This is a genomic window from Xanthomonas sp. WHRI 1810A (genome assembly GCF_040202885.1).
In the GTDB taxonomy this organism is placed as follows: Bacteria; Pseudomonadota; Gammaproteobacteria; order Pseudomonadales; family Pseudomonadaceae; genus Aquipseudomonas.
Window position 1 is genome coordinate 211834 of record NZ_JBEGED010000009.1, and the last position, 25929, is coordinate 237762.

Genomic DNA, 25929 nt, shown 5'->3' on the forward strand with positions numbered 1-25929 from the left:
GCGTTGGGCGATGGCAGCGGGCACCACGCGCAGGTTCGGCTGTCGCATTCAGTAACGTTGCACCCTGGAGCTCACTTCTGAATGAGGAAATCCGGCATGACTTCATCGACTCAAAAACCCGTCTGGTTCATCACTGGCTGCTCCACCGGCTTCGGTCGCGAGCTGGCTTTGCACACCCTCAGCCTGGGTTACCCGACCGTGGTCACCGCGCGCAATCCGCAGCAGGTCGAGGACATCGTCAAGGGCCACGAAAGCAACGCGCTGGTGCTCAAACTCGATGTCACTGACACGGCGCAAGTGAACGCCGCGGTGAAAGCGGCGACCGAGCGTTTCGGCCAGATCGATGTGCTGGTCAATAACGCAGGGGTAGGCTACTTCGGCGCGTTCGAGGAAAGCGACATCGGCGACGTGCGCCAGATGTTCGAAATCAATGTCTGGGGCCTGACCGAGATGACCCGGGCCGTCTTGCCGGGCATGCGTCAGCGTCGTGCCGGCACGGTGGTGAATATTTCCTCCGTGGGCGGGCTAGCGGCATTTCCGTCGCTGAGTTTTTATAACGCGTCCAAGTTCGCCGTGGAGGCGCTGTCCGAATCGCTCTCCCAGGAAGTGGAGCCGTTGGGCATCAAAGTCCTGCTGGTAGAGCCTGGCCCGTTTCGTACAGACTGGGCGGGTCGTTCTGCCAATCAAGCGAGCAATACGATTGCCGATTATCAGGAAACGTCCGGCAAACGCACCGAAGCGACCCGTGGCTACAGCGGCAACCAACCGGGCGACCCGAAACGCGCGGCGGCCGCCATCGTCGATACCGTGAACGCGGACAACCCGCCGTTGCGCCTGTTGCTGGGCAAGATCGCGGTGGGCGTTGCCCAGGGCAAACTCAAAACCCTGAGCAAAAATTTCGAGGACTGGGCCAGCGTCAGCGAGGGTGCGGATTTCCCTGAGTGACGACGGTGCGGTCACTGTTTGAATGAATGCTCGTTATGAGTATTCAATCGTCTTGAACCTTTAAGAGGCCACCATGAAAGCCATTGCATTTACCCAACACGGCCTGCCCATCGACGACCCGAAGGCGCTGATGGACATGGACCTGCCCAAGCCGACCCCAGGTCCGCGTGACCTGCTGGTAGAAATTCGCGCGGTGTCGGTGAACCCGGTCGACACCAAGATCCGCGCCGGTTCCGCCGCCACCGAACCGAAGGTCGTGGGTTGGGACGCCGTCGGCACCGTGCGTGAAGTCGGCCCTGAAGTGACCCTGTTTCAACCGGGCGATGAAGTGTTCTACGCCGGCTCTATCGTCCGCCCGGGTTCCTACAGCGAGTTTCATCTGGTGGACGAGCGCATCGTCGGTCACAAGCCGAAATCGCTGGATGCCGGCCATGCTGCTGCGCTACCGCTGACCTCGATCACGGCCTGGGAATTGCTCTTTGACCGCCTGGGCGTTGAGGAAGGCGGCGGTGAAGGCGACAGTTTGTTGATCGTCGGCGCTGCCGGCGGGGTCGGCTCGATCCTTGTGCAACTGGCCCGTCAACTGACCAAGCTGACCGTGATCGGCACCGCTTCTCGTCCTGAAACCCGGGATTGGGTCCAGCAACTGGGCGCGCACCACGTGATCGACCACAGCAAGCCGCTGGTCGAGCAACTGGAGCAGATCGGTGTGGGCCAGGTGAGCCATGTCGCCAGCCTGACCCACACCGACAGCCACTTCGCGCAACTGATCGAAGCGCTGCGCCCACAAGGCAAACTGGCGTTGATCGACGACCCGAAAACCCTCGACGTGGTGCCGATGAAACGCAAGGCGCTGTCGCTGCATTGGGAGCTGATGTTCACCCGTTCGCTGTTCGAAACGCCGGACATGATCAAGCAGCACGAACTGCTGAACCGCGTGGCCGACCTGATCGACGAAGGGGTGCTGAAGACCACCCTGGGCGAGCACTTCGGCACGATCAACGCTGCCAACTTGCGTCGCGCACACGCGGTGATCGAAAGCCATCAGGCCAAGGGCAAGATCGTGCTTGAGGGCTTCTGATGCTTAAATCAGGACCGCAATACCTGTAAGAGCGCGCTTGCCCGCGATTGCGATACGTCTGCGATAAATCTATCGCCTGGCACACCGTTATCGCGGCAAGCGCACGCCCGCAGGGCTGTCCTGCGTCAGGCCGGTCAGCGCCTCTCATTGCCCCATTGCCGACGCTCTGCTAGTGTCGCGCCCGTTTAACGTCTACCGGGATTGCCGCCATGGCCCGCAAAAAAGCTGCACTGGATTTCGAACAGTCCCTCACGGATTTGCAAACGCTGGTTGAGCGTCTCGAGAACGGCGAGCTGTCGCTGGAAGATTCGTTGACCGCCTTTGAACAAGGCATCCGCCTGACGCGCGAGTGCCAAAGCGCGCTGGCCCAGGCCGAACAGAAGGTTCAAGTGTTGCTCGAACGCGACGGTGAACTGGCCGAGGAACCCTTCGACGCGGAACAGCCCGAATGATTTCCGACTACCAGGCCCTGAGTTCGGCACGCGTCAATGCGGCGCTGGACAGTCTGTTTGTCGCACCCAGCCCCGAACTCACTCGCCTCTATGACGCCATGCGCTACAGCGTAATGAACGGCGGCAAGCGTGTGCGCCCGCTGCTGGTCTACGCCGCCTGCGAAGCCCTGCGCGGTGCTGCCGACCAAGCCAATGGTGCGGCCTGCGCAGTTGAGTTGATTCATGCTTATTCGTTGGTGCATGACGATCTGCCTGCCATGGACGACGATGATCTGCGTCGCGGCCAGCCCACCACCCACAAAGCCTTCGACGAAGCCTGCGCCATTCTGGCCGGTGACGGCCTGCAAAGCCTGGCGTTCAGCGTGCTGACCGATGCGCGCCTGACGCCGCAGTCCGCCGACACCCGCCTGACCATGGTCAGCACGCTTGCCCAGGCGGCAGGCCCGGCCGGCATGGTAGGCGGTCAAGCCATCGACTTGGGCTCGGTAGGTCTCAAGCTCGACCAGACCGCGCTGGCGTTCATGCATCGGCACAAGACCGGCGCGTTGATCGAGGCCAGTGTTCGGCTCGGTGCACTGGCCAGCGGCAAGGCCAGTCAGGATTCGCTCGACGCCCTGCAAACCTACGCCCGCGCCATCGGTCTGGCGTTTCAGGTGCAGGACGACATTCTCGACGTCGAGAGCGACACCGCGACGTTGGGCAAGCGACAGGGCGCCGACATTGCCCGCGACAAGCCCACCTACCCCGCGCTGCTGGGGCTGGAAGAGGCCAAACATTACGCCCTTGAACTGCGTGACCAGGCGCTCGACGCGTTGCAGCGGTTCGACGATGCCGCCGAACCGCTGCGGGCGCTGGCGCGTTACATCGTTGAGCGGCGTAGCTGAGGATCGATTGACCTGTAGGAGCGAACTTGTTCGCGGATCGTTTACCCGATCGATCCATCTTTCTCATCTGATGAGGGGATTCGCCAACAAGTTGGCTCCTACAGATTGCGGTGCTTCGCCAACAAGTTGGCTCCTGCAGATTCAAATAGTCGAACCGATTGCGCATTCGACACTCCGAGTGTCATGCCTTGCTTTTTCAATCTGAGCATCCATCGCTTGCAGTTCATGTGCAGCATGCGATGCATCAGGTAAACTGCCGCCTCTTTTACTTATAACGATTCGCCTGATGCCCACGACGTTCAAAGATATTCCCCGCGAGCGCCCGTCCACGCCTCTGCTCGACAGTGCAGCGACGCCGGATGGCCTGCGCCGGTTAGGTGAAGCCGAGCTCGAAGCCCTGGCTGACGAACTGCGTCTGGAGCTGCTCTACACCGTTGGCCAGACGGGTGGCCATTTTGGCGCCGGTCTTGGCGTCATCGAGCTGACCATCGCCCTGCATTACGTCTTTGATACCCCCGACGACCGGCTGGTCTGGGACGTCGGCCATCAAGCGTATCCCCACAAAATCCTCACCGGACGTCGCCAGAAGATGTCGACGCTGCGCCAGAAGGGCGGCGTTGCGGCCTTCCCCCGCCGCAGCGAGAGCGAGTACGACACCTTCGGCGTCGGCCACTCCAGCACTTCGATCAGTGCCGCGCTGGGCATGGCCATCGCCTCGCGTCTGCAAGGCAGCGACCGCAAGGCCATCGCTGTGATTGGCGACGGCGCACTGACTGCTGGCATGGCCTTCGAAGCGTTGAACCACGCACCCGAAGTCGCCGCCGACATGCTCGTGATCCTCAACGACAACGACATGTCGATCTCGCGCAACGTGGGCGGGCTGTCGAACTACCTGGCCAAGATTCTCTCCAGCCGCACCTACACCAGCATGCGCGAGGGCAGCAAGAAAGTGCTGTCGCGTCTGCCGGGCGCGTGGGAAATCGCCCGCCGCACCGAGGAATACGCCAAAGGCATGTTGGTCCCCGGCACCCTGTTCGAGGAGCTGGGCTGGAACTACATCGGGCCTATCGACGGCCACGACCTGCCGACACTGGTCGCCACCTTGCGCAACATGCGGGACCTCAAGGGCCCGCAGTTTCTGCACGTCGTGACCAAGAAGGGCAAGGGCTTCGCGCCCGCCGAGGTCGATCCGATCGGCTATCACGCCATCACCAAGCTCGACCCGCTGGATGCACCGGCTGCCGTCGCAAAAACCGTCAGTGGGCCGAAGTATTCCGGTGTGTTCGGCCAGTGGCTGTGCGACATGGCCGACGCCGATTCGCGTCTGGTGGGCATTACGCCGGCCATGAAAGAAGGCTCGGACCTGGTTGAGTTCAGCGAGCGCTTCCCGGACCGCTACTTTGACGTGGCGATTGCCGAGCAGCACGCCGTGACACTGGCGGCCGGCATGGCCTGCGAGGGTGCCAAGCCGGTGGTGGCGATCTATTCGACGTTCCTGCAGCGTGGCTACGATCAGTTGATTCATGACGTCGCGGTGCAAAACCTCGACGTCTTGTTCGCCATCGACCGCGCAGGCCTCGTGGGCGAAGACGGCCCGACGCACGCGGGCAGTTTTGACCTGTCCTTCCTGCGCTGCATCCCCGGCATGCTGGTGATGACGCCGAGCGACGAAAACGAGTTGCGCAAGATGCTCAGCACCGGCCACCTGTTCAACGGCCCGGCCGCCGTGCGTTACCCCCGCGGCACAGGCCCCAACGCCGTGATCGACAGCAGCCTCGAGCCGCTGGAAATCGGCAAGGGCATCGTGCGCCGTCAGGGCAGCAAGGTCGCCATGCTGGTGTTCGGCGTGCAAATGGCCGAGGCGCTGACCGTGGCCGAGAAGCTCGACGCGACGGTCGTCGACATGCGCTTCGTCAAACCGATGGATGAAGCACTGGTTCGGGAAATGGCCGCCGGCCACGACCTGCTGGTGACCCTCGAAGAGAACGCCATCATGGGTGGCGCCGGTGCCGCCGTCAGCGAATTCCTTGCGCGGGAAGACATTCTCAAGTCAGTGCTGCACCTGGGCTTGCCGGACATGTACGTCGAACATGCCAAGCCTGCGCAAATGCTGGCTGAGTGCGGGCTTGATGCGGCAGGAATCGAGGCTTCGATCAGCAAGCGCCTGCAGAAGATTCAGCCGGTCTGACGCAAACCCACGGGGATCCGCCGCAACTTCACGGTTTCGGTGGATCAGGCCAGCTGACGGGGAATGCGGTAAAGGTACAGCAGGATCACGCTCGACAAGGCCAGCAGTGCCTGGGCCACCGGCTCCAACCCCACGAATACCGATACCGCGGCAATCCACGCGGGTAACCCGGCGGCGAGAAAGGCGGCGCGACGATCAGCCGCCAGCTTGATCCACGCAGCAGGTTCTTCGGGGGTGTTGAGCGCGGCCTCGGTGGCGATCAGTGAGCGCTTGTAAACGCCGAAAGGCTTGAGGCTGACGAACATCGACGCGATACCGGCGATGAAAAACGGCATGGCCAGCGTAGGAATCACCGGGGTGTTGGTGCCGAAAAAGACGCTGACCACAAACAGCGGGGCCAACGTCAGCAACAGTTGCCACCACCAGGCTATCGCCAGGCGCCGACACACGTTGCCCCGTGTCACGCGGGATCAACCTCACTCTGGTGCTCGTTGCCCATCATGTGGCCGAGTTTGCCGGCCTTGGTCGCCAGATACAGCTTGTTGTGGGGGTTGTGACCGGTATGCAACGGCACGCGCTCGGCGATGGTGATGCCCATCTCGGTCAGCGCCTTGACCTTGCGCGGGTTGTTGGTCATCAAGCGCAGCGAATGAATGCCCAGATGATCCAGCATTGGCAGGCAAATGCCGTAATCGCGTTGATCGGCGGCAAACCCAAGCCGCTCGTTGGCTTCAACGGTGTCGGCGCCGCCGTCCTGCAATTCATAGGCGCGGATCTTGTTCATCAGGCCGATGCCTCGGCCTTCCTGACGCAGGTACAACAATACCCCGCGCCCCTCGGCGGCGATTGCGCGCAGGGCCGCTTCGAGCTGGGAGCCACAATCACAGCGCTGACTGAACAGCGCATCACCGGTCAGGCATTCCGAATGCACCCGACCCAGCACCGGCGCGCCATCCGACACATTGCCGAGGGTAAGCACCACGTGCTCACGACCGTTTTCCTCTTCGAGGAAACCGTTCATGGTGAATTGCGCAAAAGGGGTAGGCAGCTTGGAAGCGGCGACAAAGACGACGGGCACCGTGTGCTCCTGATCAATATGGCGACTGGAGATTCAAAGGCGGCATTGTAACAGCAGCTTTCAGCAGACGCTTAGGCTGAATTGTGGCGTAAACAGATCGGGATGTTTGATGGGAGCGCTCCGGACAATGCAATTCCTGCAGGAGCGAATTCATTCGCGAAGCGCCCGGCCATATCACCGCTTCGCGAATAAATTCGCTCCTAAAGAGGCGTTGAGTGTCTCAGAAAAACCCCATCGCCCACATTTTCGCCCAGCCCCACACCAGCCCCTGCATCGCCAGCCAGGCAAAGACCCCGGCCAGAACGTCGTCGAGCATGATGCCGACGCCGCCGTGCACGTGCTTGTCGATCCAGTGAATTGGCCATGGCTTGAGAATGTCGAAGAAGCGAAACACCAAAAACCCCACCAGCAGCCAGCCCCAACCTTCGGGCACCAGCCACAAAGTGATCCACATGCCCACCATCTCATCCCAGACGATGCCTTCGTGGTCGTGGACGCGCAGGTCATCGGCCACTTTGCCGCACAGCCAGAAACCGAACAGCATGGTGATGCCGAGCATCAGCCAGTAACCCCAGTCCGGCAGCATCTGCCACAACGGAATGAACGGCACTGCCACGATGGAGCCCCAGGTGCCTGGCGCTTTTGGCAGCGTGCCGGAGCCGAAGCCGAAGGCCAGGAAGTGCCAGGGATTGGTCCAGACTGAGGGCGGAACGTTTTCCGCCGGAACCTGATTAGGATGATCTGTCACCGTGACTCCCGAAAATGTTGATAGCCCCGAGTGATCGGAGTGACGTCCTGGCCTTGGCCATAGACGAGCGATACGCCCTGCCCTTCTACTGCTCGACCGATAACGGTAATGGGCCAACCCTCGGCCTGCAGTTCGGGTAACAACGACGACGGCAGTGTGAAGGCGAGAATATAGTCATCGCCGCCACTGAGCGCGGCCTGTAACGCCGCATCGTGTCCGAAACTGGCCTGCAGGGCGTCGGACATCGGCACCTTGTCCCGCTCCACCAACAGCCGAACGCCGGAGGCCATCGCGATGTGCCCGCAATCAGCGAGCAGGCCGTCGGAAATATCCAGCGCCGACGAGGCCCTTCCCCGCAATGCCTGTCCCAGCCCCAGTTGCGGCTGCGGAGACCAGTAACGCGCCAGCAATGCCTGTGAGGTAGACGTCTGGGTGCCGCTCGGGTTCAACACCAGGGGCAAGGCCCCGGCGCCATCGCCCAGATCGCCGCCGACACACAGCAGGTCACCGACCTTCGCACCGCTACGGGTCAAGGCCGCACCGCAGGGCACACGGCCGAACACCGTGACCGTGATGCTCAGCGGTCCGCGCGTTGTGTCGCCGCCAATCAAGCGCATCGAGCAGCGTTGCGCCATCTGGTTCAAACCCTGGGCGAACGCCTGCAGCCAGTCGGCGGACACGTCCGGCAAGGTCAGAGCAAGGGTAAAAGCGAGCGGCGTGGCGCCCATGGCCGCCAGATCGCTGGCCGAAACGCCGAGAGCGCGCTGGCCCAGCAGGAAAGGGTCGCAGGCGTCGGGGAAATGCACCCCGACCACCAGCGTGTCGGTGGAAATCGCCAGCTGTTCGCCGGGCGGCACCGACAACAGGGCGCAATCGTCGCCGATCCCCAGCGCAACACCTTCGCCCGGCTGTGCGCAGGGCGCAGCGGCGAAGTAAGTGCGGATCAGCTCGAATTCGCCCATGGCGTCAAACACTAGGTCCCGGGAAGCCCGGAGGCCCTTAGCGCTTGTGGGCCTTCACTTCGACTTCGCGCAGACGCGGAGCCAGTTTGTCGAGTACGCCGTTGACGAACTTGTGGCCATCGGTGGACCCGTAGACCTTAGCCAGCTCGATGCCTTCGTTGATGACGACGCGGTAAGGGACGTCGATGCGCTCAAGCAATTCCCAGGTCGACAGACGCAGAACAGCCAATTCAACCGGGTCCAGCTCGGCGATGGCCAGGTCCAGACAAGGCGCCAGCGCCGCGTCAATCTTGTCCTGCTGTTCCGGGACACCGTGCAGGATGTCGTGGAAATAGCTGGCATCAACGGCGGTGAAGTCGTTGTCGACGCGAAATTGGGCCTCGATCTCGTTCAGCGACTGACCGGCCATGTGGCGCTGGTACAGGGCTTGCGTCGCCATCTGGCGGGCAGCACGACGTTTTTCGCTCTTAGAGGGTTTGCCAGCGTCTGCCGCACGTGGATCACGCGGGTTGAACTGGTCGCTTTCGTCGTTAATCACTTGGCCTCCAACTGCGCCAGCAGGCTGACCATTTCAACGGCGGACAGCGCGGCCTCAGCACCTTTGTTGCCGGCTTTGGTGCCGGAACGCTCGATGGCTTGTTCAATGGAATCGACGGTCAATACGCCGAAGGCCACCGGGACACCGAACTCCATGGAGACCTGGGACAGGCCCTTGACGCATTCGCCCGCGACGTATTCGAAGTGCGGGGTGCCGCCACGGATGACGGCGCCCAGGGCGATGATCGCGGCGAATTCGCTGCGTTGAGCGACCTTCTGCACGACCAGTGGAATTTCGAAAGCACCCGGCGCGCGGATGATGGTGATGTCGTCTTCGCTCACGCCATGGCGAACCAGGGCATCAACGGCACCGCTCACCAGGCTTTCCACGACGAAGCTGTTGAAGCGGCCAACCACTAGGGCGTAGCGGCCTTGCGGGGCGATGAAGGTACCTTCGATGGTCTTCAGGGTCATTCGGCTGAGTCTCGTATTCTCGTATAAAGAGCAGGCAAGCGCGCATCAGGCGCGCGCTTCCAGGAATGTTAGGCCACGAATCGGGACGGTAGCGGCAAATGCGCGAAACAACGGGTGCCGCGCGCATCGCTCTGCCGGTCTTTATTCGGAGGGCACGTATTCTACAACTTCCAGATCGAAACCGGATATCGCGTTGAACTTCATTGGCGAACTCATCAGGCGCATTTTGCGTACGCCCAGGTCGCGAAGGATCTGCGAGCCGGCGCCCACGGTGCTGTAAGTGGTGGGCGACTTGATGGTGGTGTGCTCTGCCGTGTCGCGGATATGCGCCAGCAGCACGTCGCCATCCAGGGGGTGCCCCAACAGCAACACCACGCCGCTGCCCGCGTCGGCCACAGCCTTCATGGCCGCGCGCAGACTCCAGCGGCCGGGCTGCCTGACCATCAACAGGTCGCGCAACGGGTCCATGTTGTGGACACGAACCAGCGTCGGTTCGTCAGCGCAGATCTTGCCCAGCGTCAGCGCCAGGTGCACGTCGCCTTCGACCGAATCGCGGTAGGTCACCAGATTGAACTGGCCCAGTTCGCTGTCCATGGGCTGCTCGGCAATCCGCTGAACGGTACGCTCGTGGATCATGCGGTAGTGAATCAGGTCGGCGATGGTGCCGATCTTGATGTTGTGCTCGGCGGCAAAGGCTTCGAGTTCAGCGCGCCGGGACATGGTGCCGTCGTCGTTCATCACTTCGCAGATCACCCCGGTGGGCTCGAACCCGGCCATGCGCGCCAGATCGCACGCCGCCTCGGTATGACCGGCACGGGACAGGGTGCCACCGGCTTGCGCCATCAGCGGGAAGATGTGGCCGGGGCTGACAATGTCGTCGGCGCGAGCGTTTTTCGCGGCGGCCGCCTGGACGGTGCGCGCGCGGTCGGCAGCGGAAATACCGGTAGTCACGCCTTCTGCGGCTTCGATGGAGACGGTGAACTTGGTGCCGAAACCAGAACCGTTGCGGGCCGCCATCAGCGGCAGCTTCAGGGTTTCGCAGCGCTCGCGGGTCATGGGCATGCAGATCAGGCCACGGGCACAACGCGCCATGAAGTTGATGTGCTCGGCCTGCACGCACTCGGAGGCCATGATCAGATCGCCTTCGTTCTCGCGGTCTTCGTCATCCATCAGGATGACCATCTTGCCTTGGCGAATGTCTTCGACCAGTTCTTCGATGCTATTGAGCGCCACGCGGCACCCCCTTAATCAGGATTTGAGGTAGCCGTTGGCGGCGAGAAAGCCTTCGGTGATGGTGCCGCCCTGGGCGGGCGTCGGGTCGGCGGCCTTGTCGCCCAGCAGCAGACGCTCGAGGTAGCGCGCCAGCAAGTCGACTTCGAGGTTGATCTTACGGCCCGGGCGGTAGTCGCCCATGATGGTTTCAGCCAGGGTATGCGGGACGATGGTCAGTTCGAACTCGGCGCCGTTGACTGCGTTGACCGTCAGGCTGGTGCCGTCGACGGTGATCGAGCCCTTGTGGGAAATGTACTTGGCCAGCTCACGCGGGGCGCGCATGCGGAACTGGATTGCGCGGGCGTTTTCTTCCCGGGACACGACCTCGCCGACGCCATCCACGTGGCCGCTGACCAGGTGACCGCCCAGGCGAGTGGTGGGTGTCAGGGCTTTTTCCAGGTTGACCCGGCTGCCGGCCTTGAGATCGACAAACGCCGTGACGTCCAGGGTTTCGCGGCTGACGTCAGCCCAGAAACCATCGCCGGGCAACTCCACTGCCGTCAGGCAGACGCCATTGACCGCGATGCTGTCGCCGAGCTTGACGTCGCTGAGGTCGAGTTTGCCGGTCTCTACATAAACGCGGACGTCGCCGCCTTTAGGGGTCAGGGCGCGGATGCTGCCGATGGATTCGATAATGCCGGTAAACATGGGTCCTCCAGGAGAACAGGGCCAGCGTTAAGCAGTGGCCGGAAATTATACGCCGGGGTGCGGCACAGGTATCGCAATGACTCTCCAGTCATTGCCGACGGCGCGCATCTCGACGATCTTCAATTCGAACGCTTCGCTCATTTGCGCGAGCGGCAGATCCAGCAACGGGCGGGCACTTGAGCCCATGAACTTGCCGGCGACAAAAATCTGAAACTCATCGACCAGGCCCATTCGCGTAAACGCACCCGCCAGTTTCGGGCCTGCTTCGACCAGTACGTCGTTGACGCCGCGCGCCGCCAGTTCGACCAGCAGCTTGCGCAAGTCAACATGCCCGCCACTGCTGGGCAGCGCCAGCATGTCGTGGCCTTCGGCGTGGTATCGCTCGCGGGCCGAAGCGGCGGCGCAGGTCACCACCAGCGCGCTGCCGGCCTTGAAAAACGGCGCATCCAGCGGGACGCGCAAACGGCCATCAATCAGCACACGCAAGGGCGGGCGTGTCATGGCCAGCGCGGTCAGTTCGGCACTCAGGCCCAATTCGTCGGGGCGCACGGTCAGGCGGGCATCATCGGACAGCACGGTGTCGGCGCCGGTCAGCACCACACTGGACTGCGCGCGCAATCGCTGCACGGCTGAACGGGCGTCAGGCCCGGTGATCCACTTGCTTTCGCCGCTGGCCATGGACGTGCGGCCATCCAGACTCATGGCCATTTTGACGCGCACGTACGGAAGGCCGTGTTCCATGCGCTTGAGAAAGCCCTTGTTGATCGCCCGCGCTTCGCTTTGCAGCACGCCGCTCTGCACGTTGACCCCAGCGTTCATCAGCCGCAACAGCCCGCGACCGCCCACGTCAGGGTTGGGGTCCTGCATGGCGGCCACCACCCGCGAGACGCCCGCTTCAAGCAAGGCGTCCGCGCAGGGCGGGGTCCGGCCATGATGGCTGCACGGTTCGAGGGTGACGTAGGCGGTGGCGCCCCGGGCTTTTTCGCCCGCATGACGCAGGGCATGCACTTCGGCATGGGGCTCGCCGGCGCGGACGTGCCAGCCTTCACCGATCACTACGCCGTCACGCACAATGACGCACCCGACCCGAGGATTGGGGTGGGTCGAGTACACGCCCTTGCGCGCCAGTTCCAGCGCACGGGCCATGTAAAAAGCGTCCAGCGTTGCTTGTTCAGTCGAAGACATGCTCACTCTTTAACCGGCTCGCGCGCCAGTCGATCGATTTCTTCGCGGAACTCGTTGAGGTCCTGGAACCGCCGATAGACGGAAGCAAAGCGGATGTACGCCACTTCGTCGAGTTTTTGCAGCTCGCCCATCACCAGTTCGCCGACGATCAATGACTTGACCTCGCGTTCACCGGTGGCGCGCAGCTTGCTTTTGATATGAGCGATGGCGGCTTCAAGGCGTTCAACGCTGACGGGGCGCTTTTCCAGCGCACGCTGCATGCCGGCGCGCAGCTTGTCTTCGTCGAACGGTTGGCGGCTGCCGTCTTGCTTGATCAACCGGGGGAGGACCAGTTCAGCGGTCTCGAAGGTCGTGAAACGCTCGCCGCAGGCCACGCATTCGCGGCGGCGACGGACTTGATCGCCCTCGGCAACCAGGCGTGAGTCAATGACTTTGGTGTCGTTGGCACCGCAAAAGGGACAGTGCATGGTGGCAGGCAACAATAAAAGGGAGGGCCATGGTAGCGCATCCCGCCCGCAAGACAAGTCTCGGGGTTTGCGGTATACAGACGCGCATCAGGCGCTGCTAAAGCGGCCGCCGTCGGCGATACTGCGTACCCTCACGCCCGCCCCCACGTATTTGTTTCTGCCGGAGTTGTTCATGACGCTACGATTGCTCGCCGTATTCAGCTTTGCCGGCCTGCTGGCCGCCTGTAGCAGCACTGAACCGCCGACGCCTGCGCCAGCGGCCACCGCCACCAAAACCGCACCGCTCAAATTGCCGGAAGGCCCAGGCCCCTTGCTGCCCTACCAGCGCGAGCTGAGCGGTCAGTTGCTGGGCGTGCCGGCCGGTGCGGAAGTCGAACTGGCGCTGCTGGTGATCGATGACCGTAATCGTCCGCAAAAGCTGCTGGCGAGCACCAAACTGGTCGGCAACAGCAAGTCGCTGCCCTTTCAGTTGCGTTTCAACCCGGAAGCCTTTCCGGTGGGCGCCCGGGTCGAGTTACGTGGCCGCGCCAGCCAGTCCGGCCAGTTGATCCTGCATTTGCCGTCGGTGCTGATCCAGACGCCGGAAACCCAGGCGCTGGGGCAGATGCAGTTCGTCACTGCGCCCTGAGGGCTTATGTAGGCGCGCTTGCCCGCGATGGCGTTGGATCAGTTGCCTCATCGGCGTCTGACACAACGCCATCGCGGGCAAGCGCGCGCCTACAGGTAATCGTCCTACATCCAACACACCCCGCTTCCGACAATCCCCCCAGCGCTTTATAGTTGCCCCATTCAGGAAATTCCGAGACTAGCGATGAGCCAGGACACCCCCTACATCTTCGATGCAACCACTGCCGACTTTGATCAGCTGGTGATCGAGAACTCGTTCCACAAGCCTGTGCTGGTGGATTTCTGGGCGGAGTGGTGCGCGCCGTGCAAAGTGCTGATGCCCATCCTGCAGAAGATCGCCGAGGAGTATCAGGGCGAGCTGCTGCTGGCCAAGGTCGACTGCGATGCCAACGAAGAGATCGTGGCGCGCTTCGGCATTCGCAGCCTGCCGACGGTGGTGTTGTTCAAGGACGGCCAGCCGGTGGACGGTTTCTCCGGCGCTCAGCCTGAGCCGCAGATCCGCGCGCTGCTCGAGCCGCACGTGCAAATGCCCGAGCCGATCGACGCAGAGGCCGATCCGTTGGAAACCGCCCAGTCGCTGTTTGCTGAGAGCCGTTTTGCCGACGCTGAAGCGATCTTGAAAACCCTGCTGGCCGAAGACAATACCAACGCGGCGGCGCTGATTCTGTACGCACGCTGCCTGGCCGAGCGTGGCGAACTGGTAGAAGCGGGCACGGTGCTGGATGCGGTCAAGAGCGACGATCACAAGGTCGCCCTCGCAGCCGCCAAGGCGCAGTTGACCTTTCTGGCCGAAGCCGCTGCCCTGCCGGATGTCGCGGACCTGAAGACCCGTCTGGCGCAGAACCCGCAGGACGACGAAGCCGCGCATCAGTTGGCGCTGCATCAGTTGTCGCGCCAGCAGTACGAAGCGGCGCTGGAAGGTTTGCTCAAGCTGTTCATTCGCAATCGCAGCTACAACGAAGGCCAGCCGCACAAGACGCTGCTGCAGGTATTCGATCTGCTGGGTAACGACCACGCGCTGGTGACCACCTACCGCCGCAAGTTGTTTGCTGCGTTGTATTGATCGCCACGCTCTTGTAGGAGCGCGCTTGCCCGCGATAGCGTTTTGTCAGTCGCCCATTACGGCGTCTATAGCAATCGCGGGCAAGCGCGCTCCTACAATGGGAGCAATCAGCGCTCCCGCGACCTCACCCCACCCAGCAATAAATCGGCGTATCCGCCCCGCTCTCGACTTTGACCTTCGGGTTATGCCGCAACCGTACCAATAGGCGTTTGCCGGCCGCCGAGCTGCCGGTCAGTCCTTCCAGTTGCTCCAGCAGATCCGGTCCGCTGACCTGTCCGGCTTTTTGCAGCAGCTCCAGGGCGATCTCCCACATCTTGTCGTCCTGGCGCACTGGCGTCGCGCTCACTTCTTCAGCCGCCGGCTTCGCCGCCTGAAGCTGAGCACTCAAGTGCGCCCAGTCGCCCTCGTCCAGTTCAAGGGTCAAATCCACCGGCAGATCACCGACGGTTCCACGGATGCGTAGCATGATTGGTTTCCTCTGATGGGCGGCAGGAGATGGTCCCACAAAAATATTGATGAACGCGATCCTGTAGGAGCGCGCTTGCCCGCGATTGCGGTGTGCCAGACACCAGTGATGTGTTTGATCCACCGCAATCGCGGGCAAGCGCGCTCCTACAATATAAAAAGTTAAGAACCACGTTGACGCATTGTTATAAGATCACATAACAACACCCTCACCCCGGAGCCCTCCCCCATGCGTCGTCTGCTACTTGCCCTGCCCCTCGCGCTGCTGCCTTTCACCATCGCCCACGCGGCGGATGAGCATGACCACGATCATGAGCATGGCAGCCTCGGCGCTCACGAACACGGGGTTGCACGGCTGGACGTCGCTCAGGAAGGCACGACGCTGGAGCTGGACTTCAACAGCCCGGCCATGAACATCGTCGGTTTCGAGCACGCCGCCACCAGCGATGCCGACAAGGCCAAACTGGCCGACGCCCGCGCCGCCCTGCTCAAGCCCCACGGCCTGTTCAGCATTCCCGAAGCCGCTCAGTGTTCCGTGACTTCGCAAAAGATCACCAGCCCGCTGTTTGGCGACAAGGATGAAGACGGCGATGCGGACGAGCACGGCGATGATCACGACCACGAGCACAGCGAAATCCACGGCAACTACCAGTTCACCTGCAACGTCCCGGCCGTACTGACCCGACTGGACCTGACGCAGATCTTCAAGACCTTCCCCGCGACCCAGAAGATTCAGGCGCAACTGATCACCCCCAAAGGACAAGTGGGCGCCGAAGTCCGCGCCAGCAATCCGGTGGTCAAGTTCTGAACCGCCATGACTCAACCACTCATCGAACTGTCTGACCTGGGCTTCAGCTGGCCCGGTCACCCGCCGCTGCTGGACATTCCGGCGTTTCGCCTTGAACCGGGTGAGACGCTGTTTCTCAAAGGCCCGAGCGGCAGCGGCAAGACCACGCTGCTGGGCTTGCTCGGCGGTGTACAGACGCCCAATCGCGGAAGCATCCGCTTGCTGGGGCAAGCACTCACGCAGCTGTCCGCCAGCGCCCGCGACCGTTTCCGTGTCGATCACACCGGCTACATCTTCCAGCAGTTCAACCTGCTGCCGTTTCTGTCGGTGCGCGAGAACGTCGAACTGCCCTGCCACTTTTCAAAGCTGCGCCAGCAACGGGCGACGCAGCGCCACGGCAGTGTCGATAACGCCGCCACGACGCTGCTCGCGCATCTGGGTTTGAAAGATCCGGACATGCTGGTTCGACGCGCCGATTCATTGTCCATCGGCCAGCAACAAAGGGTCGCCGCCGCCCGGGCGTTGATCGGTCAGCCGGAACTGGTCATTGCCGACGAGCCGACCTCCGCGCTGGACGCCGACGCGCGGGAGGCGTTTATCCGCTTGCTGTTCGCCGAATGCCGCGACGCCGGGGCGAGCCTGCTGTTCGTCAGCCACGACCAGAGCCTGGCTCCGCTGTTCGACCGAAACCTGTCGCTGTCCGAACTCAATCGCGCCGCCGTCGCCCCCGAGGTCTGAGATGTATCTTTTCCGCCTGGCCATGGCCAGTCTCGCCAACCGCCGTTTTACGGCGTGCCTCACCGCGTTCGCCATTGCCCTGTCGGTCTGCCTGTTGCTGGCCGTCGAGCGGGTGCGCACTGAAGCCCGCGCCAGCTTTGCCAGCACCATCAGCGGCACGGACCTGATCGTCGGCGCCCGTTCCGGCTCAGTGAACCTGCTGCTGTATTCGGTCTTCCGCATCGGCAACGCCACCAACAACATCCGCTGGGACAGCTTCGAGCACTTCGCCCAAAGCAAGCAGGTGAAGTGGGCGATCCCTATATCCCTGGGGGATTCCCATCGCGGTTATCGGGTGATGGGCACCAATGAATCCTATTTTGAGCACTACCAGTTCGGCCGGCGCCAACACCTGGAATTGGCCGAAGGTCGAGCGTTCGCCACCGACCCGTTCGAAGTGGTGCTGGGCGCGGAAGTGGCCGACGCGCTGAAGTACAAACTCGGCGACAAGCTGGTGCTGGCCCACGGCGTGGCGGCCATCAGCCTGGTCAAGCACGACGATAAGCCGTTCACCGTGGTCGGCATTCTCAAGCGCACCGGCACGCCGGTCGACCGCACGCTGCATATCAGTCTCGGCGGCATGGAAGCGATTCACATCGACTGGCATAACGGCGTGCCGGGCCAGGGCGCGGGCCGCATCACCGCCGATCAGGCGCGCAACATGGACCTGACGCCCACGGCCATTACGGCATTCATGCTGGGCCTGAACAGCAAGATCGCGACCTTTGCCGTGCAGCGGGAGATCAACGAATACCGGGGGGAGCCGATGCTCGCGATTCTTCCGGGCGTTGCGCTGCAAGAGTTGTGGAGCCTGATGGGCACGGCGGAAAAAGCGTTGTTCGTGATCTCGCTGTTTGTGGTGCTGACCGGGTTGATCGGCATGCTGACGGCGATTCTCACCAGCCTGAATGAGCGGCGCCGGGAAATGGCGATCCTGCGCTCGGTGGGCGCACGGCCTTGGCACATCGCCAGTCTGTTGATTCTGGAAGCCTTCGCCCTGGCACTCGCCGGGGTCATCAGTGGGACGGCGCTGTTGTACATCGGCATCGCCGCAGCGCAGGACTACGTGCAGGCCAATTACGGTTTGTTTCTGCCACTGTCTTTGCCCAGCGCGTATGAATGGACGCTGCTCGGGGGTATTCTCGGCGCGGCCCTGCTGATGGGCATCGTGCCGGCGTGGCGTGCGTATCGGCAGTCGCTGGCCGATGGCCTGTCGATTCGTTTGTGAGGATGTGGAAGATGCGCTGGCTCTGGTTGATGCTCTGCTTGCTGATCACGCTGCCCGCGTCGGCAGAACCGATTCGGGTGCTGACGTGGCAGGAAATGATCCCCGCCGACGCGCCCCCGGTGAAGCTGATTACCGCGCCCATGCATGATCTCTCGAAAATGGCCGACACCCTGGCCATGGAGTCGGCGCCGGCCGCGCATCAATTGGCACCCCACGCGCCCGTGGTGAAATCCCTGAACGGCCAGACCGTGCGCCTGCCGGGCTACATCGTGCCCCTTGAAGTCAGCGAAGAAGGCCGCGTGACGGATTTTCTGCTGGTGCCGTATTTCGGCGCCTGCATCCACGTCCCGCCCCCGCCGCCCAACCAGATCGTCCACGTGACCAGCGAGCTGGGGGTGAAGGTCGATGAGCTGTACCAGCCGTACTGGATCGAAGGGCCGATGCAGGTCAAATCATCGACCACTGATTTGGCGGACGCGGGGTATCAGATGGAAGCGGACAAGATTTTGATTTATGAATTGCAGGACCAATAGGCCAAACATCGATCCCTTGTAGGAGCGCGCTTGCCCGCGATGGCGGTGTGTCAGGCACCCGTGATTTATTTGATCCACCGCCATCGCGGGCAAGCGCGCTCCTACAGGGTGAATCCGCTTTTCCTTGCTCCAGATCAAGAACCCCGCGCTAGACACTTCGTACCATTAAGCATCTTTTTTGATGCCGTACGGAGCCCCCATGAACAAGTCACTGCTTGGCGCATCGCTGCTTGCGCTGGCCCTCAGCCCCCTCGTTGCCAACGCTCACCAGGCCGGGGACATCATCGTCCGTGCTGGCGCTGCGACCACCGCACCCAACGAAGACAGCGGCAACGTCAAGCTCGACGGCGCGAAAGTGGCGGGCACCAAGGCGACGCTGGACAGCGACACTCAGCTGGGCCTGGCGTTTGCGTACATGCTCACCGATCACGTGGGTCTGGAGCTGCTCGCAGCGACGCCGTTCCAGCACACCGTGGCCGTCAAAGGGCTGGGCGCAGGCCTGGACGGCAAGCTGGCGGACATCAAACAACTGCCGCCGACCCTGTCGTTGCAGTATTACCCGATGGAGACCTCCTCGAAGTTTCAGCCGTATGTGGGTGTAGGCGTGAACTACACCTGGTTTTACGACGAAGATTTGAGCAGCACCCGCAAGGGCGAAGGCTTCAGCAACCTGGATCTGAAGAACTCGTGGGGCTGGGCCGGGCAAGTGGGGATGGACTACATGCTGACTGACCGCATGATGGTCAATGCGTCGGTCTGGTACGTGGACATCGACACCGAAGCGACCATGGACGGCCCGTCTGCGCTGAGCGTTGGACGGACCAAGGTCGGCGTCGATGTGGATCCTTGGGTGTATATGGTGGGGATTGGTTACAAGTTTTAAGAACGACATTGCCCCCTGTAGGAGCGCGCTTGCCCGCGATGACGGCGTGTCAGACACTCATGTGTTGACTGGCACACTGCAATCGCGGGCAAGCGCGCTCCTACAAAGTCAACGCGTTACCGCCCCAGCAATTTCGCCAATCCTGTCGCCAACGGCGTCGGCACCGGCATGCCAAACCGTTCGACCAACCGCCGGTTATCCGCCCGCGAGTGGCGAATATCACCCGAGCGCGCTGGCAAGTGCGTGATCGCAGGCAAATCGCCCAGCACGTCCGAAAGCGCCGCCAACAGCTGGTTAAGCGATGTCGTGGCATTGAGCCCGACGTTGACCGCGCCTTCCTGCACCACCGGTTGCTCCAGCGCCTGCACGAGAATCCCGGCCAGATCGGCCACGTAAAAGAAGTCGCGCGTCTGTTCGCCATCGCCAAACACGCTGATCGGCAGGCCCTTCTCCGCACGTTCGGCAAAGATGCTGATTACACCGGAGTACGGCGACGACGGATCCTGCCGTGGCCCGAAGATATTGAAAAAGCGGAACACCACTGGCTCCAGCCCATGCTGACGGCGGTAGAAATCCAGGTAGTGCTCGCTGGCGAGTTTGTCTGAGGCGTAGGGGGTCAGCGGCGCTTTGGGCGTGTCTTCGCCGATGGACGCCCCTTCGCCGTTGTTGCCGTAGACCGCCGCACTGGACGCGAAGATGACGCGCTTGATGCCCGCCTGACGCATGGCTTCACAGACATTCAGCGTGCCGATGAAATTGCTTTGATGGGTTTTGACCGGGTCATCCACCGAGGCCTGTACCGAGGCCACAGCCGCCAGATGCACCACGGCCTGGCAACCCATGGCCGCGCGAGCAACATTGGCAGCATCGGCGACGTCACCCTCGATCAGTTCGACGCGGGGATTGTCCAGCGGCAGGTTGCTGCGTTTGCCGGTGGACAGGTCATCAAGAATCCGGACCGCGTAACCCTTGGCGAGCAACGCGTCGACCAGGTGCGAACCAATGAAACCGGCGCCGCCGGTGATCAGAACGGGTGCATCAGCCATGACGGTAATAACGATCCAGGAGGTTTGGCAGCCCGGCACGCCAGGCGCGCGGCTTGATGCCGAAGGTGTGAAGGATTTTCTTGCAGGCCAGCACCGCGTTCTGCGGTTCTTCGGCAGCGTCGGGACGCGCGGCATGGGCCTGGGCCGTCGGCGCTTCAATGGCCAGCGGACGCATCAGACGGGCTTCGGTGATGATCGCCTGACCCAGCGCCAGCGGCGTTGTCGCCTCATGTCCGGCGTAGTGATAGGTGCCCCACAACGGCGCTGCGCAATCGAGCTGCTTGAGCACCGAAATGATCACCCGGGCCGCATCGTCCACCGGTGTCGGATTGCCACGGCGATCATCGGCCATCGGTAGCTCCACCGGGCTTTGCGCCTGGGTCAGCAGACGACCCAGCACACCGTCGGCGCTGTCATCGAGCAACCAGCCAAAACGCAGCAGCACATGCTGCGGGCAGGCGGCGCGTACGCTTTGCTCGATGCGCCACAACGCCTGGCCTCGGGAGCCCAACGGTACGGGTTCGTCTTTTTCGCTGTAGGCGGTGGCGCGGGAGCCATCGAACACGCGGTAGCTGGAAGGCTGCACGAGCACGATGTTGTGGTGCTGGCACAGCTCGGCCAGGCGCTCGACCGAGCGTTCCTGGGAGGCAAGCCGCTCGGCGGTCACACTCTGTGCCTGGAACCAGTCGAAGTAGTAAGCCAGGTTGATCAAGGCATCGGGGCGGGTGTCGTCAAGCAGTTGCGTCAGGCTTGCCACGTCCCATCCGTCCTGCGGTGGACGCGGTGCGAGAAAGCCAATGTCCTCCTCGGCACCCAGACGAATCAACGCCTGCCCAAGGGCATTTCCGCCGCCCAACAGCATAAGGCGCATTCGCATAAAGTCAGTTGGCTCAGTCTCAGAAATCAGTTGAAAAAACAGGGGAAAACCGCCCGCAAACATAACACGTCATGTGTGTTCTCCCAACAGGGTAGCCCGCACTCGGACTGTAGGAGCGCGCTTGCCCGCGATAGAGCCGTGTCAGTCAGCAGTTGGGGAACAGAAAGAACGCAATCGCGGGCAAGCGCGCTCCTACAAAGCGATGCACCTGCCGATCACCGGCGCTTGCATCTGCCCCGCCGCGCCCTCATAAAATCGGTCATGAACCTACCCCAGACAATCGACCCGGTGCTCGACGATTTCCACCCCGCTGTCAGCGCCTGGTTTCGGGCCACGTTCCCGGCGATCACGCCGGCACAAGCGCAGGCCTGGCCGCTGATCAAGCGGCGCATGTCGACGCTGATCGCCGCGCCCACCGGCTCGGGCAAAACCCTGACCGCGTTTCTGGCGGTGATCGACGATCTGGTCCACAAGGGCCTTGAGTCAGGCGGCGCGCTGCCGGATCAGACCTTTGTCGTCTACGTTTCACCGCTCAAGGCGCTGTCCAACGATATCCAGATCAACCTGCAGAATCCGCTGGAGGGGATCACCCGGCAGCTGGCCGCCATGGGGTTGCCGGAGCTGCGCATCAGCACGGCCGTGCGCACCGGCGATACGCCGCAGAAAGACCGCACCTTGATGCGCAAGACGGCGCCGCACATTCTGGTGACCACGCCGGAATCGCTCTACGTGCTGCTGGGTTCGGACTCCGGCCGGCGCATGTTGGCCAGCACCGGCACGGTGATCATCGATGAAATCCATGCCATCGCCGCCGGCAAGCGCGGCAGCCACCTGGCGCTGAGCCTGGAGCGTTTGCAGGCGCTGTGCAGTGAGCCGCTGCTGCGAATCGGGCTGTCTGCCACGCAAAAACCCATCGAGCGGGTGTCGCGCTTTCTGGTGGGCAGCGATCCGGTCAAACGCCCGTGCGCCATTGTCGACATCGGCCACGCGCGCCCCCGGGACCTGGGCATCGAAGTCCCGCCCGTGGCGCTGTCGGCGATCATGTCCAATGACGTGTGGGAATTGGTGTACGACCGCCTCGCCGACCTCGCCCGCAAGCACCGCACCACGCTGATCTTCGTCAACACACGGCGCATGGCCGAACGCATGGCCCGGCATTTGAGCGAGCGACTGGGCAAACAAGCGGTGGCCGCGCACCACGGCAGTCTGGCCAAAGAGCAGCGGCTGGACGCAGAACAACGGCTCAAGCGCGGCGACCTGCAGGTGCTGATTGCCACCGCGTCGCTGGAATTGGGGATCGACATCGGCGATGTGGACCTGGTCTGCCAGATCGGCTCGCCGCGCTCCATTGCGTCGTTCTTGCAGCGGGTCGGTCGCTCCGGCCACCAGGTCGGCGGCACACCCAAAGGCCGACTGTTTGCCACCTCGAGGGATGACTTGATCGAGTGCACCGCCCTGCTCGACTGCGTACGCCGCGGCGAGCTGGACACGCTGCTGATTCCCGAGGCGCCGCTGGACGTGCTGGCGCAGCAGATCATTGCCGAGGTCAGCTGCCAGGAATGGCAGGAACAAGCGCTGCTGGACATGTTCCGCCAGGCGTCGCCCTACGCCAGCGTCAATGAAGAACATTATCAAGCGCTGCTGCGGATGCTGGCCGAGGGGTACACCGGGCGTCAGGGCGTGCGCAGTGCGTACCTGCACCGCGACGCCATCACCCGGACCTTGCGCGGGCGCCGTGGCAGCAAACTCACCGCCGTCACCAGCGGCGGCACGATTCCGGACAACGCCGATTACAGCGTGATGCTCGAACCCCAGGCGCTGAACATCGGCACGGTCAACGAAGACTTCGCGGTCGAGAGCCTGGCGGGCGACATCTTCCAGCTGGGCAATACGTCGTACCGCATCCTGCGCATTGAGTCCGGCCGGGTGCGGGTCGAGGACGCCCAGGGCATGCCGCCGAACATTCCGTTCTGGCTCGGCGAGGCGCCCGGTCGCAGCGCTGAATTGTCCTTCGCCGTCGCGCGCCTGCAAGAACAACTGGACGAGTTGCTGACCGCGCACCCCGGTGAACTGTCGCGCTGCATGGAATGGCTGATGGACACCCTCGGCCTGGATTACGCCAGCGCCGACCAAATCGTCGAATACCTGTCTCGGGCGTACGCCACCCTGGGCGCGCTGCCCTCGCAAAACACACTGGTGATGGAGCGTTTCTTCGACGAATCCGGCGGAACACAACTGATCATCCACACGCCGTTCGGCAGCCGGGTCAATCGCGCCTGGGGTCTGGCGCTGCGCAAGCGGTTTTGCCGCACGTTCAATTTCGAGTTGCAAGCTGCGGCCAGTGAAGACGCGATCGTGTTGTCGCTGTCCACCAGCCACAGTTTTGCCCTCGACGACGTCTGGCGTTATTTGCATTCCAACACCGCCGAGCACCTGCTGATTCAGGCCGTGCTCGACGCGCCGCTGTTCGGCGTGCGTTGGCGCTGGAACGCCGGCGTCGCACTCGCGCTGCCGCGTTACACGGGCGGCCGCAAGGTCGCGCCGCAGTTGCAGCGCATGAAAAGCGAAGACCTGATCGCCACGGTGTTTCCCGACCAGATCGCCTGCCTGGAAAACCTGGTGGGCGAACGCGAAGTGCCGGATCACCCGCTCGTAGAGCAGACGCTGGACGATTGCCTGCACGAGGCCATGGACGCCGAGGGCTGGCTGGCCTTGCTGCGACGCATGGAGCGTGGCGAAGTACGGCTGATCAGTCGCGACTTGCCGGCGCCCTCGCCGTTGGCGGCGGAAATCCTCAGCGCCCGGCCGTATGCGTTTCTGGATGACGCGCCGCTTGAGGAACGCCGTACCCAGGCCGTACTCAACCGCCGCTGGAGCGACCCGCAGTCTTCGGACGACCTTGGCGCGCTGGATGCCGAGGCGATCACCGCGGTGTGCGACGAAGCCTGGCCGCTGCCACAAAACCCGGACGAGATGCACGAAGCGCTGATGACCTTGGGCTGCGTCAGTGGCGCAGAAGCCCGCGCGCAGCAGGACTGGATGAAGTGGCTCGAAGCGTTGGCCAAATCAGGGCGAGCCACCCGCTTGCAGGTCAATCCTGATCACGCGTTGTGGATCCCGCTGGAACGCCTCACGTGTTTGCAGGCCGTTTATCCCACGGCGCACATGCACCCTCCGCTGGCGGCCATTGCCGGCTTCGACGAGGTGTGGTCGGAAGAAGACGCCAGTGTGGAGATGGTCCGCGCGCGTTTGAGCGGATTCGGCCCGTTGACGCTGTCGGCCATCGCCACGCCATTGGCGATGCCTGACAACCTGATCGCTCAGGCGCTGACAAGCCTGGAGACCGAAGGCTACGTACTGCGCGGCCGTTTCAGTCTTGGTGCCAGCGAGGATCAGTGGTGCGAACGGCATCTGCTGTCGCGCATCCATCGCTACACGGTCAAGCGCCTGCGTAGGGAAATCGAGCCTGTGTCGTTGCAGGACTTCATGCGATTTCTGTTCGAGTGGCAGCATTTGTCCACCGTGACAAAGAGCCAGGGCAAGGCCGCGTTGCCCGAGGTACTGGATCAGCTCGAAGGCTTTAGCACTGCAGCCGGTGCGTGGGACGCCGACATTTTGCCCGCGCGCCTGAAGGACTATTCCCCCAGTTGGCTGGACGATATATGCCGTTCGGGCAAAGTGGTGTGGATGCGCCTGGCGAACCGTAACAAGGTCGGGGCGTCGGCGTTGCGCAGTACACCCATCGTCTTGTTGCCCCGGGCGCAAGTGGGACTGTGGAGCGGCCTGACCGAACAGCCGGCGCCCACAGAGCTCTCGTTGCGGGCGCAGAAAGTCCACGAAACCCTGACGACTCATGGCGCGATGTTCTTTGACGAGCTGACGGTCGAAGCGCATGTGCTGCGGGCCGAACTGGAGAATGCGCTGCAGGAATTGGTCGGCGCCGGGCTGGTCAATGCCGACAGCTTCGCCGGGCTGCGCGCGCTGATCACGCCGGCCAGCAAGCGCTCGGCCCACACCAGTCGGCGCAATCGTGGGGCATTCATCGGCGGCATGGACGATGCCGGACGCTGGGCCCTGCTGCGTCGGGCCTCAGCGCCAGCGGTTGTTGAATCCCGCCGCGCCCCGCCCACCGATCCCGCGACGCTGGAACACATCGCCAAGACCTTGCTGCGTCGTTATGGCGTGGTGTTCTGGCGCGTGCTGGAGCGCGAGGCGGACTGGTTGCCCAGCTGGCGAGAGCTGCTGAGGACCTTCCATCGACTGGAGGCGCGGGGCGAGATTCGAGGCGGACGCTTTGTCAGCGGACTGGCCGGCGAGCAGTTTGCGCTGCCCGAAGCGATCCCGCTGCTGCGTGAAATTCGTAAGCGCCCGCTGGACGGGAGCCTGGTGAGCATCAGCGGCGCGGACCCCTTGAACCTGGTCGGCACCCTGCTGCCCGGCGCGAAAGTACCGGCGCTGGTGGGCAATCGATTGGTGTACCGGGATGGCATTGCAGCGGCGGCGGTGATTGCGGGCAAGCCGACTTACTGGCTGGAGCTCGATGCACTCGGCACCGCGCAGGTGCGGGATCGGTTGTTGCGGTGAGGTCCTTGCGCGGTGCGACGGAAAAACACCTGGCCGCTGGCCTCTTCGGACCGGCTGTTGGAATTGAGACCGGCGGCGTAGAGCGCGTCGGTGCGCAGCTTTTGTAGGAGCGCGCTTGCCCGCGATAGGTTTCTGATC

26 protein-coding genes are annotated in these 25929 nt (G+C 62.9%); 13 read left to right on the forward strand and 13 right to left on the reverse strand.

Going from position 1 to position 25929, the window contains the following annotated elements; genetic code table 11:
* The first annotated feature begins 96 nt into the window (after positions 1 to 96).
* The 5 genes from ABQX22_RS15530 (at position 97) to dxs (ending at position 5550) form a co-directional block, all read left to right on the forward strand.
* Complete coding sequence (locus ABQX22_RS15530; RefSeq protein ID WP_349800735.1) at positions 97 to 945, forward strand: oxidoreductase; 849 nt, start codon at positions 97 to 99, stop codon at positions 943 to 945.
* Positions 946 to 1018: 73 nt separating this feature from the next.
* A complete protein-coding gene (locus ABQX22_RS15535; protein ID WP_349800736.1) occupies positions 1019 to 2026 on the forward strand; it encodes a zinc-binding alcohol dehydrogenase family protein in 1008 nt (335 codons plus the stop codon).
* Between the two features lie 209 nt (positions 2027 to 2235).
* Positions 2236 to 2478 (forward strand): exodeoxyribonuclease VII small subunit, encoded by a 243-nt coding sequence (locus tag ABQX22_RS15540; protein WP_062384761.1) that lies wholly within the window; start codon positions 2236 to 2238, stop codon positions 2476 to 2478.
* Entirely contained in the window at positions 2475 to 3362 is an 888-nt protein-coding gene (gene ispA, locus ABQX22_RS15545; protein ID WP_349800737.1) for a (2E,6E)-farnesyl diphosphate synthase, read from the forward strand. The genes ABQX22_RS15540 and ispA overlap by 4 nt, the downstream gene beginning before the upstream one ends.
* A 286-nt stretch (positions 3363 to 3648) precedes the next feature.
* Positions 3649 to 5550 carry a 1-deoxy-D-xylulose-5-phosphate synthase gene (gene dxs / locus ABQX22_RS15550; RefSeq protein ID WP_349800738.1) on the forward strand — a complete coding sequence of 634 codons (1902 nt, stop codon included), beginning with the start codon at positions 3649 to 3651 and terminating at the stop codon, positions 5548 to 5550.
* Between the two features lie 44 nt (positions 5551 to 5594).
* Here the strand turns inward: dxs and ABQX22_RS15555 are convergent, their stop codons facing one another.
* The 10 genes from ABQX22_RS15555 to nrdR form a co-directional block, all read right to left on the reverse strand.
* Positions 5595 to 6014: a hypothetical protein gene (locus ABQX22_RS15555; RefSeq protein ID WP_349800739.1), complete on the reverse strand. Its 420-nt coding sequence runs from the start codon at positions 6012 to 6014 to the stop codon at positions 5595 to 5597.
* A complete protein-coding gene (gene ribA, locus ABQX22_RS15560; protein WP_349800740.1) occupies positions 6011 to 6628 on the reverse strand; it encodes a GTP cyclohydrolase II in 618 nt (205 codons plus the stop codon). Before ribA ends, ABQX22_RS15555 begins: the two co-directional genes overlap by 4 nt.
* 220 nt (positions 6629 to 6848) lie before the next feature.
* Complete coding sequence (locus tag ABQX22_RS15565; protein WP_349800741.1) at positions 6849 to 7376, reverse strand: phosphatidylglycerophosphatase A family protein; 528 nt, start codon at positions 7374 to 7376, stop codon at positions 6849 to 6851.
* Complete coding sequence (gene thiL / locus ABQX22_RS15570) at positions 7373 to 8338, reverse strand: thiamine-phosphate kinase (RefSeq protein ID WP_349800742.1); 966 nt, start codon at positions 8336 to 8338, stop codon at positions 7373 to 7375. The genes ABQX22_RS15565 and thiL overlap by 4 nt, the downstream gene beginning before the upstream one ends.
* A gap of 37 nt (positions 8339 to 8375) precedes the next feature.
* The gene (nusB, locus tag ABQX22_RS15575; RefSeq protein WP_349800743.1) at positions 8376 to 8876 is read right to left on the reverse strand and encodes a transcription antitermination factor NusB; all 501 of its coding nucleotides are present in this window, start codon (positions 8874 to 8876) and stop codon (positions 8376 to 8378) included.
* Positions 8873 to 9343 carry a 6,7-dimethyl-8-ribityllumazine synthase gene (ribH, locus tag ABQX22_RS15580; RefSeq protein WP_441005298.1) on the reverse strand — a complete coding sequence of 157 codons (471 nt, stop codon included), beginning with the start codon at positions 9341 to 9343 and terminating at the stop codon, positions 8873 to 8875. The genes nusB and ribH overlap by 4 nt, the downstream gene beginning before the upstream one ends.
* A gap of 147 nt (positions 9344 to 9490) precedes the next feature.
* The gene (gene ribBA / locus ABQX22_RS15585; RefSeq protein WP_349800745.1) at positions 9491 to 10582 is read right to left on the reverse strand and encodes a bifunctional 3,4-dihydroxy-2-butanone-4-phosphate synthase/GTP cyclohydrolase II; all 1092 of its coding nucleotides are present in this window, start codon (positions 10580 to 10582) and stop codon (positions 9491 to 9493) included.
* Between the two features lie 15 nt (positions 10583 to 10597).
* On the reverse strand, positions 10598 to 11269 hold the full coding sequence (locus ABQX22_RS15590) for a riboflavin synthase (protein WP_349800746.1): 672 nt from the start codon (positions 11267 to 11269) through the stop codon (positions 10598 to 10600).
* A gap of 45 nt (positions 11270 to 11314) precedes the next feature.
* Positions 11315 to 12454 (reverse strand): bifunctional diaminohydroxyphosphoribosylaminopyrimidine deaminase/5-amino-6-(5-phosphoribosylamino)uracil reductase RibD, encoded by a 1140-nt coding sequence (gene ribD / locus ABQX22_RS15595; RefSeq protein ID WP_349800747.1) that lies wholly within the window; start codon positions 12452 to 12454, stop codon positions 11315 to 11317.
* Between the two features lie 2 nt (positions 12455 to 12456).
* Complete coding sequence (gene nrdR / locus ABQX22_RS15600; RefSeq protein WP_268798185.1) at positions 12457 to 12921, reverse strand: transcriptional regulator NrdR; 465 nt, start codon at positions 12919 to 12921, stop codon at positions 12457 to 12459.
* 172 nt (positions 12922 to 13093) lie between these two features.
* Here nrdR and ABQX22_RS15605 point away from each other — a divergent pair, with 172 nt between their 5' ends.
* On the forward strand, positions 13094 to 13549 hold the full coding sequence (locus tag ABQX22_RS15605) for a YbaY family lipoprotein (protein WP_349800748.1): 456 nt from the start codon (positions 13094 to 13096) through the stop codon (positions 13547 to 13549).
* A gap of 183 nt (positions 13550 to 13732) precedes the next feature.
* Positions 13733 to 14611 carry a thioredoxin gene (trxA, locus tag ABQX22_RS15610; protein WP_349800749.1) on the forward strand — a complete coding sequence of 293 codons (879 nt, stop codon included), beginning with the start codon at positions 13733 to 13735 and terminating at the stop codon, positions 14609 to 14611.
* A gap of 124 nt (positions 14612 to 14735) precedes the next feature.
* On the opposite strand, the gene ABQX22_RS15615 is transcribed toward trxA, so the two are convergent.
* Positions 14736 to 15077 carry a hypothetical protein gene (locus tag ABQX22_RS15615; RefSeq protein ID WP_349800750.1) on the reverse strand — a complete coding sequence of 114 codons (342 nt, stop codon included), beginning with the start codon at positions 15075 to 15077 and terminating at the stop codon, positions 14736 to 14738.
* A gap of 228 nt (positions 15078 to 15305) precedes the next feature.
* On the opposite strand from ABQX22_RS15615, the gene ABQX22_RS15620 reads away from it, so the two are divergent.
* The 5 genes from ABQX22_RS15620 (at position 15306) to ABQX22_RS15640 (ending at position 19284) form a co-directional block, all read left to right on the forward strand.
* Positions 15306 to 15884, forward strand: a complete 579-nt coding sequence (locus ABQX22_RS15620) for a DUF2796 domain-containing protein (RefSeq protein WP_349800751.1) — start codon at positions 15306 to 15308, stop codon at positions 15882 to 15884.
* Positions 15885 to 15890: 6 nt separating this feature from the next.
* Positions 15891 to 16601 carry an ABC transporter ATP-binding protein gene (locus tag ABQX22_RS15625; RefSeq protein WP_349800752.1) on the forward strand — a complete coding sequence of 237 codons (711 nt, stop codon included), beginning with the start codon at positions 15891 to 15893 and terminating at the stop codon, positions 16599 to 16601.
* 1 nt (position 16602) lies between these two features.
* The gene (locus tag ABQX22_RS15630; protein WP_349800753.1) at positions 16603 to 17868 is read left to right on the forward strand and encodes an ABC transporter permease; all 1266 of its coding nucleotides are present in this window, start codon (positions 16603 to 16605) and stop codon (positions 17866 to 17868) included.
* 11 nt (positions 17869 to 17879) lie between these two features.
* Positions 17880 to 18401, forward strand: a complete 522-nt coding sequence (locus ABQX22_RS15635; RefSeq protein WP_349800754.1) for a DUF3299 domain-containing protein — start codon at positions 17880 to 17882, stop codon at positions 18399 to 18401.
* 199 nt (positions 18402 to 18600) lie between these two features.
* Complete coding sequence (locus ABQX22_RS15640) at positions 18601 to 19284, forward strand: OmpW/AlkL family protein (protein ID WP_349800755.1); 684 nt, start codon at positions 18601 to 18603, stop codon at positions 19282 to 19284.
* Positions 19285 to 19400: 116 nt separating this feature from the next.
* Here ABQX22_RS15640 and ABQX22_RS15645 read toward each other — a convergent pair whose 3' ends face one another.
* Together ABQX22_RS15645 and ABQX22_RS15650 are read right to left on the reverse strand one after the other, a co-directional pair.
* The gene (locus ABQX22_RS15645) at positions 19401 to 20330 is read right to left on the reverse strand and encodes an NAD-dependent epimerase/dehydratase family protein (RefSeq protein WP_349800756.1); all 930 of its coding nucleotides are present in this window, start codon (positions 20328 to 20330) and stop codon (positions 19401 to 19403) included.
* Positions 20323 to 21201, reverse strand: a complete 879-nt coding sequence (locus ABQX22_RS15650; protein ID WP_349800757.1) for a sugar nucleotide-binding protein — start codon at positions 21199 to 21201, stop codon at positions 20323 to 20325. The genes ABQX22_RS15645 and ABQX22_RS15650 overlap by 8 nt, the downstream gene beginning before the upstream one ends.
* 285 nt (positions 21202 to 21486) lie before the next feature.
* On the opposite strand from ABQX22_RS15650, the gene ABQX22_RS15655 reads away from it, so the two are divergent.
* Complete coding sequence (locus tag ABQX22_RS15655) at positions 21487 to 25791, forward strand: DEAD/DEAH box helicase (protein ID WP_349800779.1); 4305 nt, start codon at positions 21487 to 21489, stop codon at positions 25789 to 25791.
* Positions 25792 to 25929: the final 138 nt, after the last annotated feature.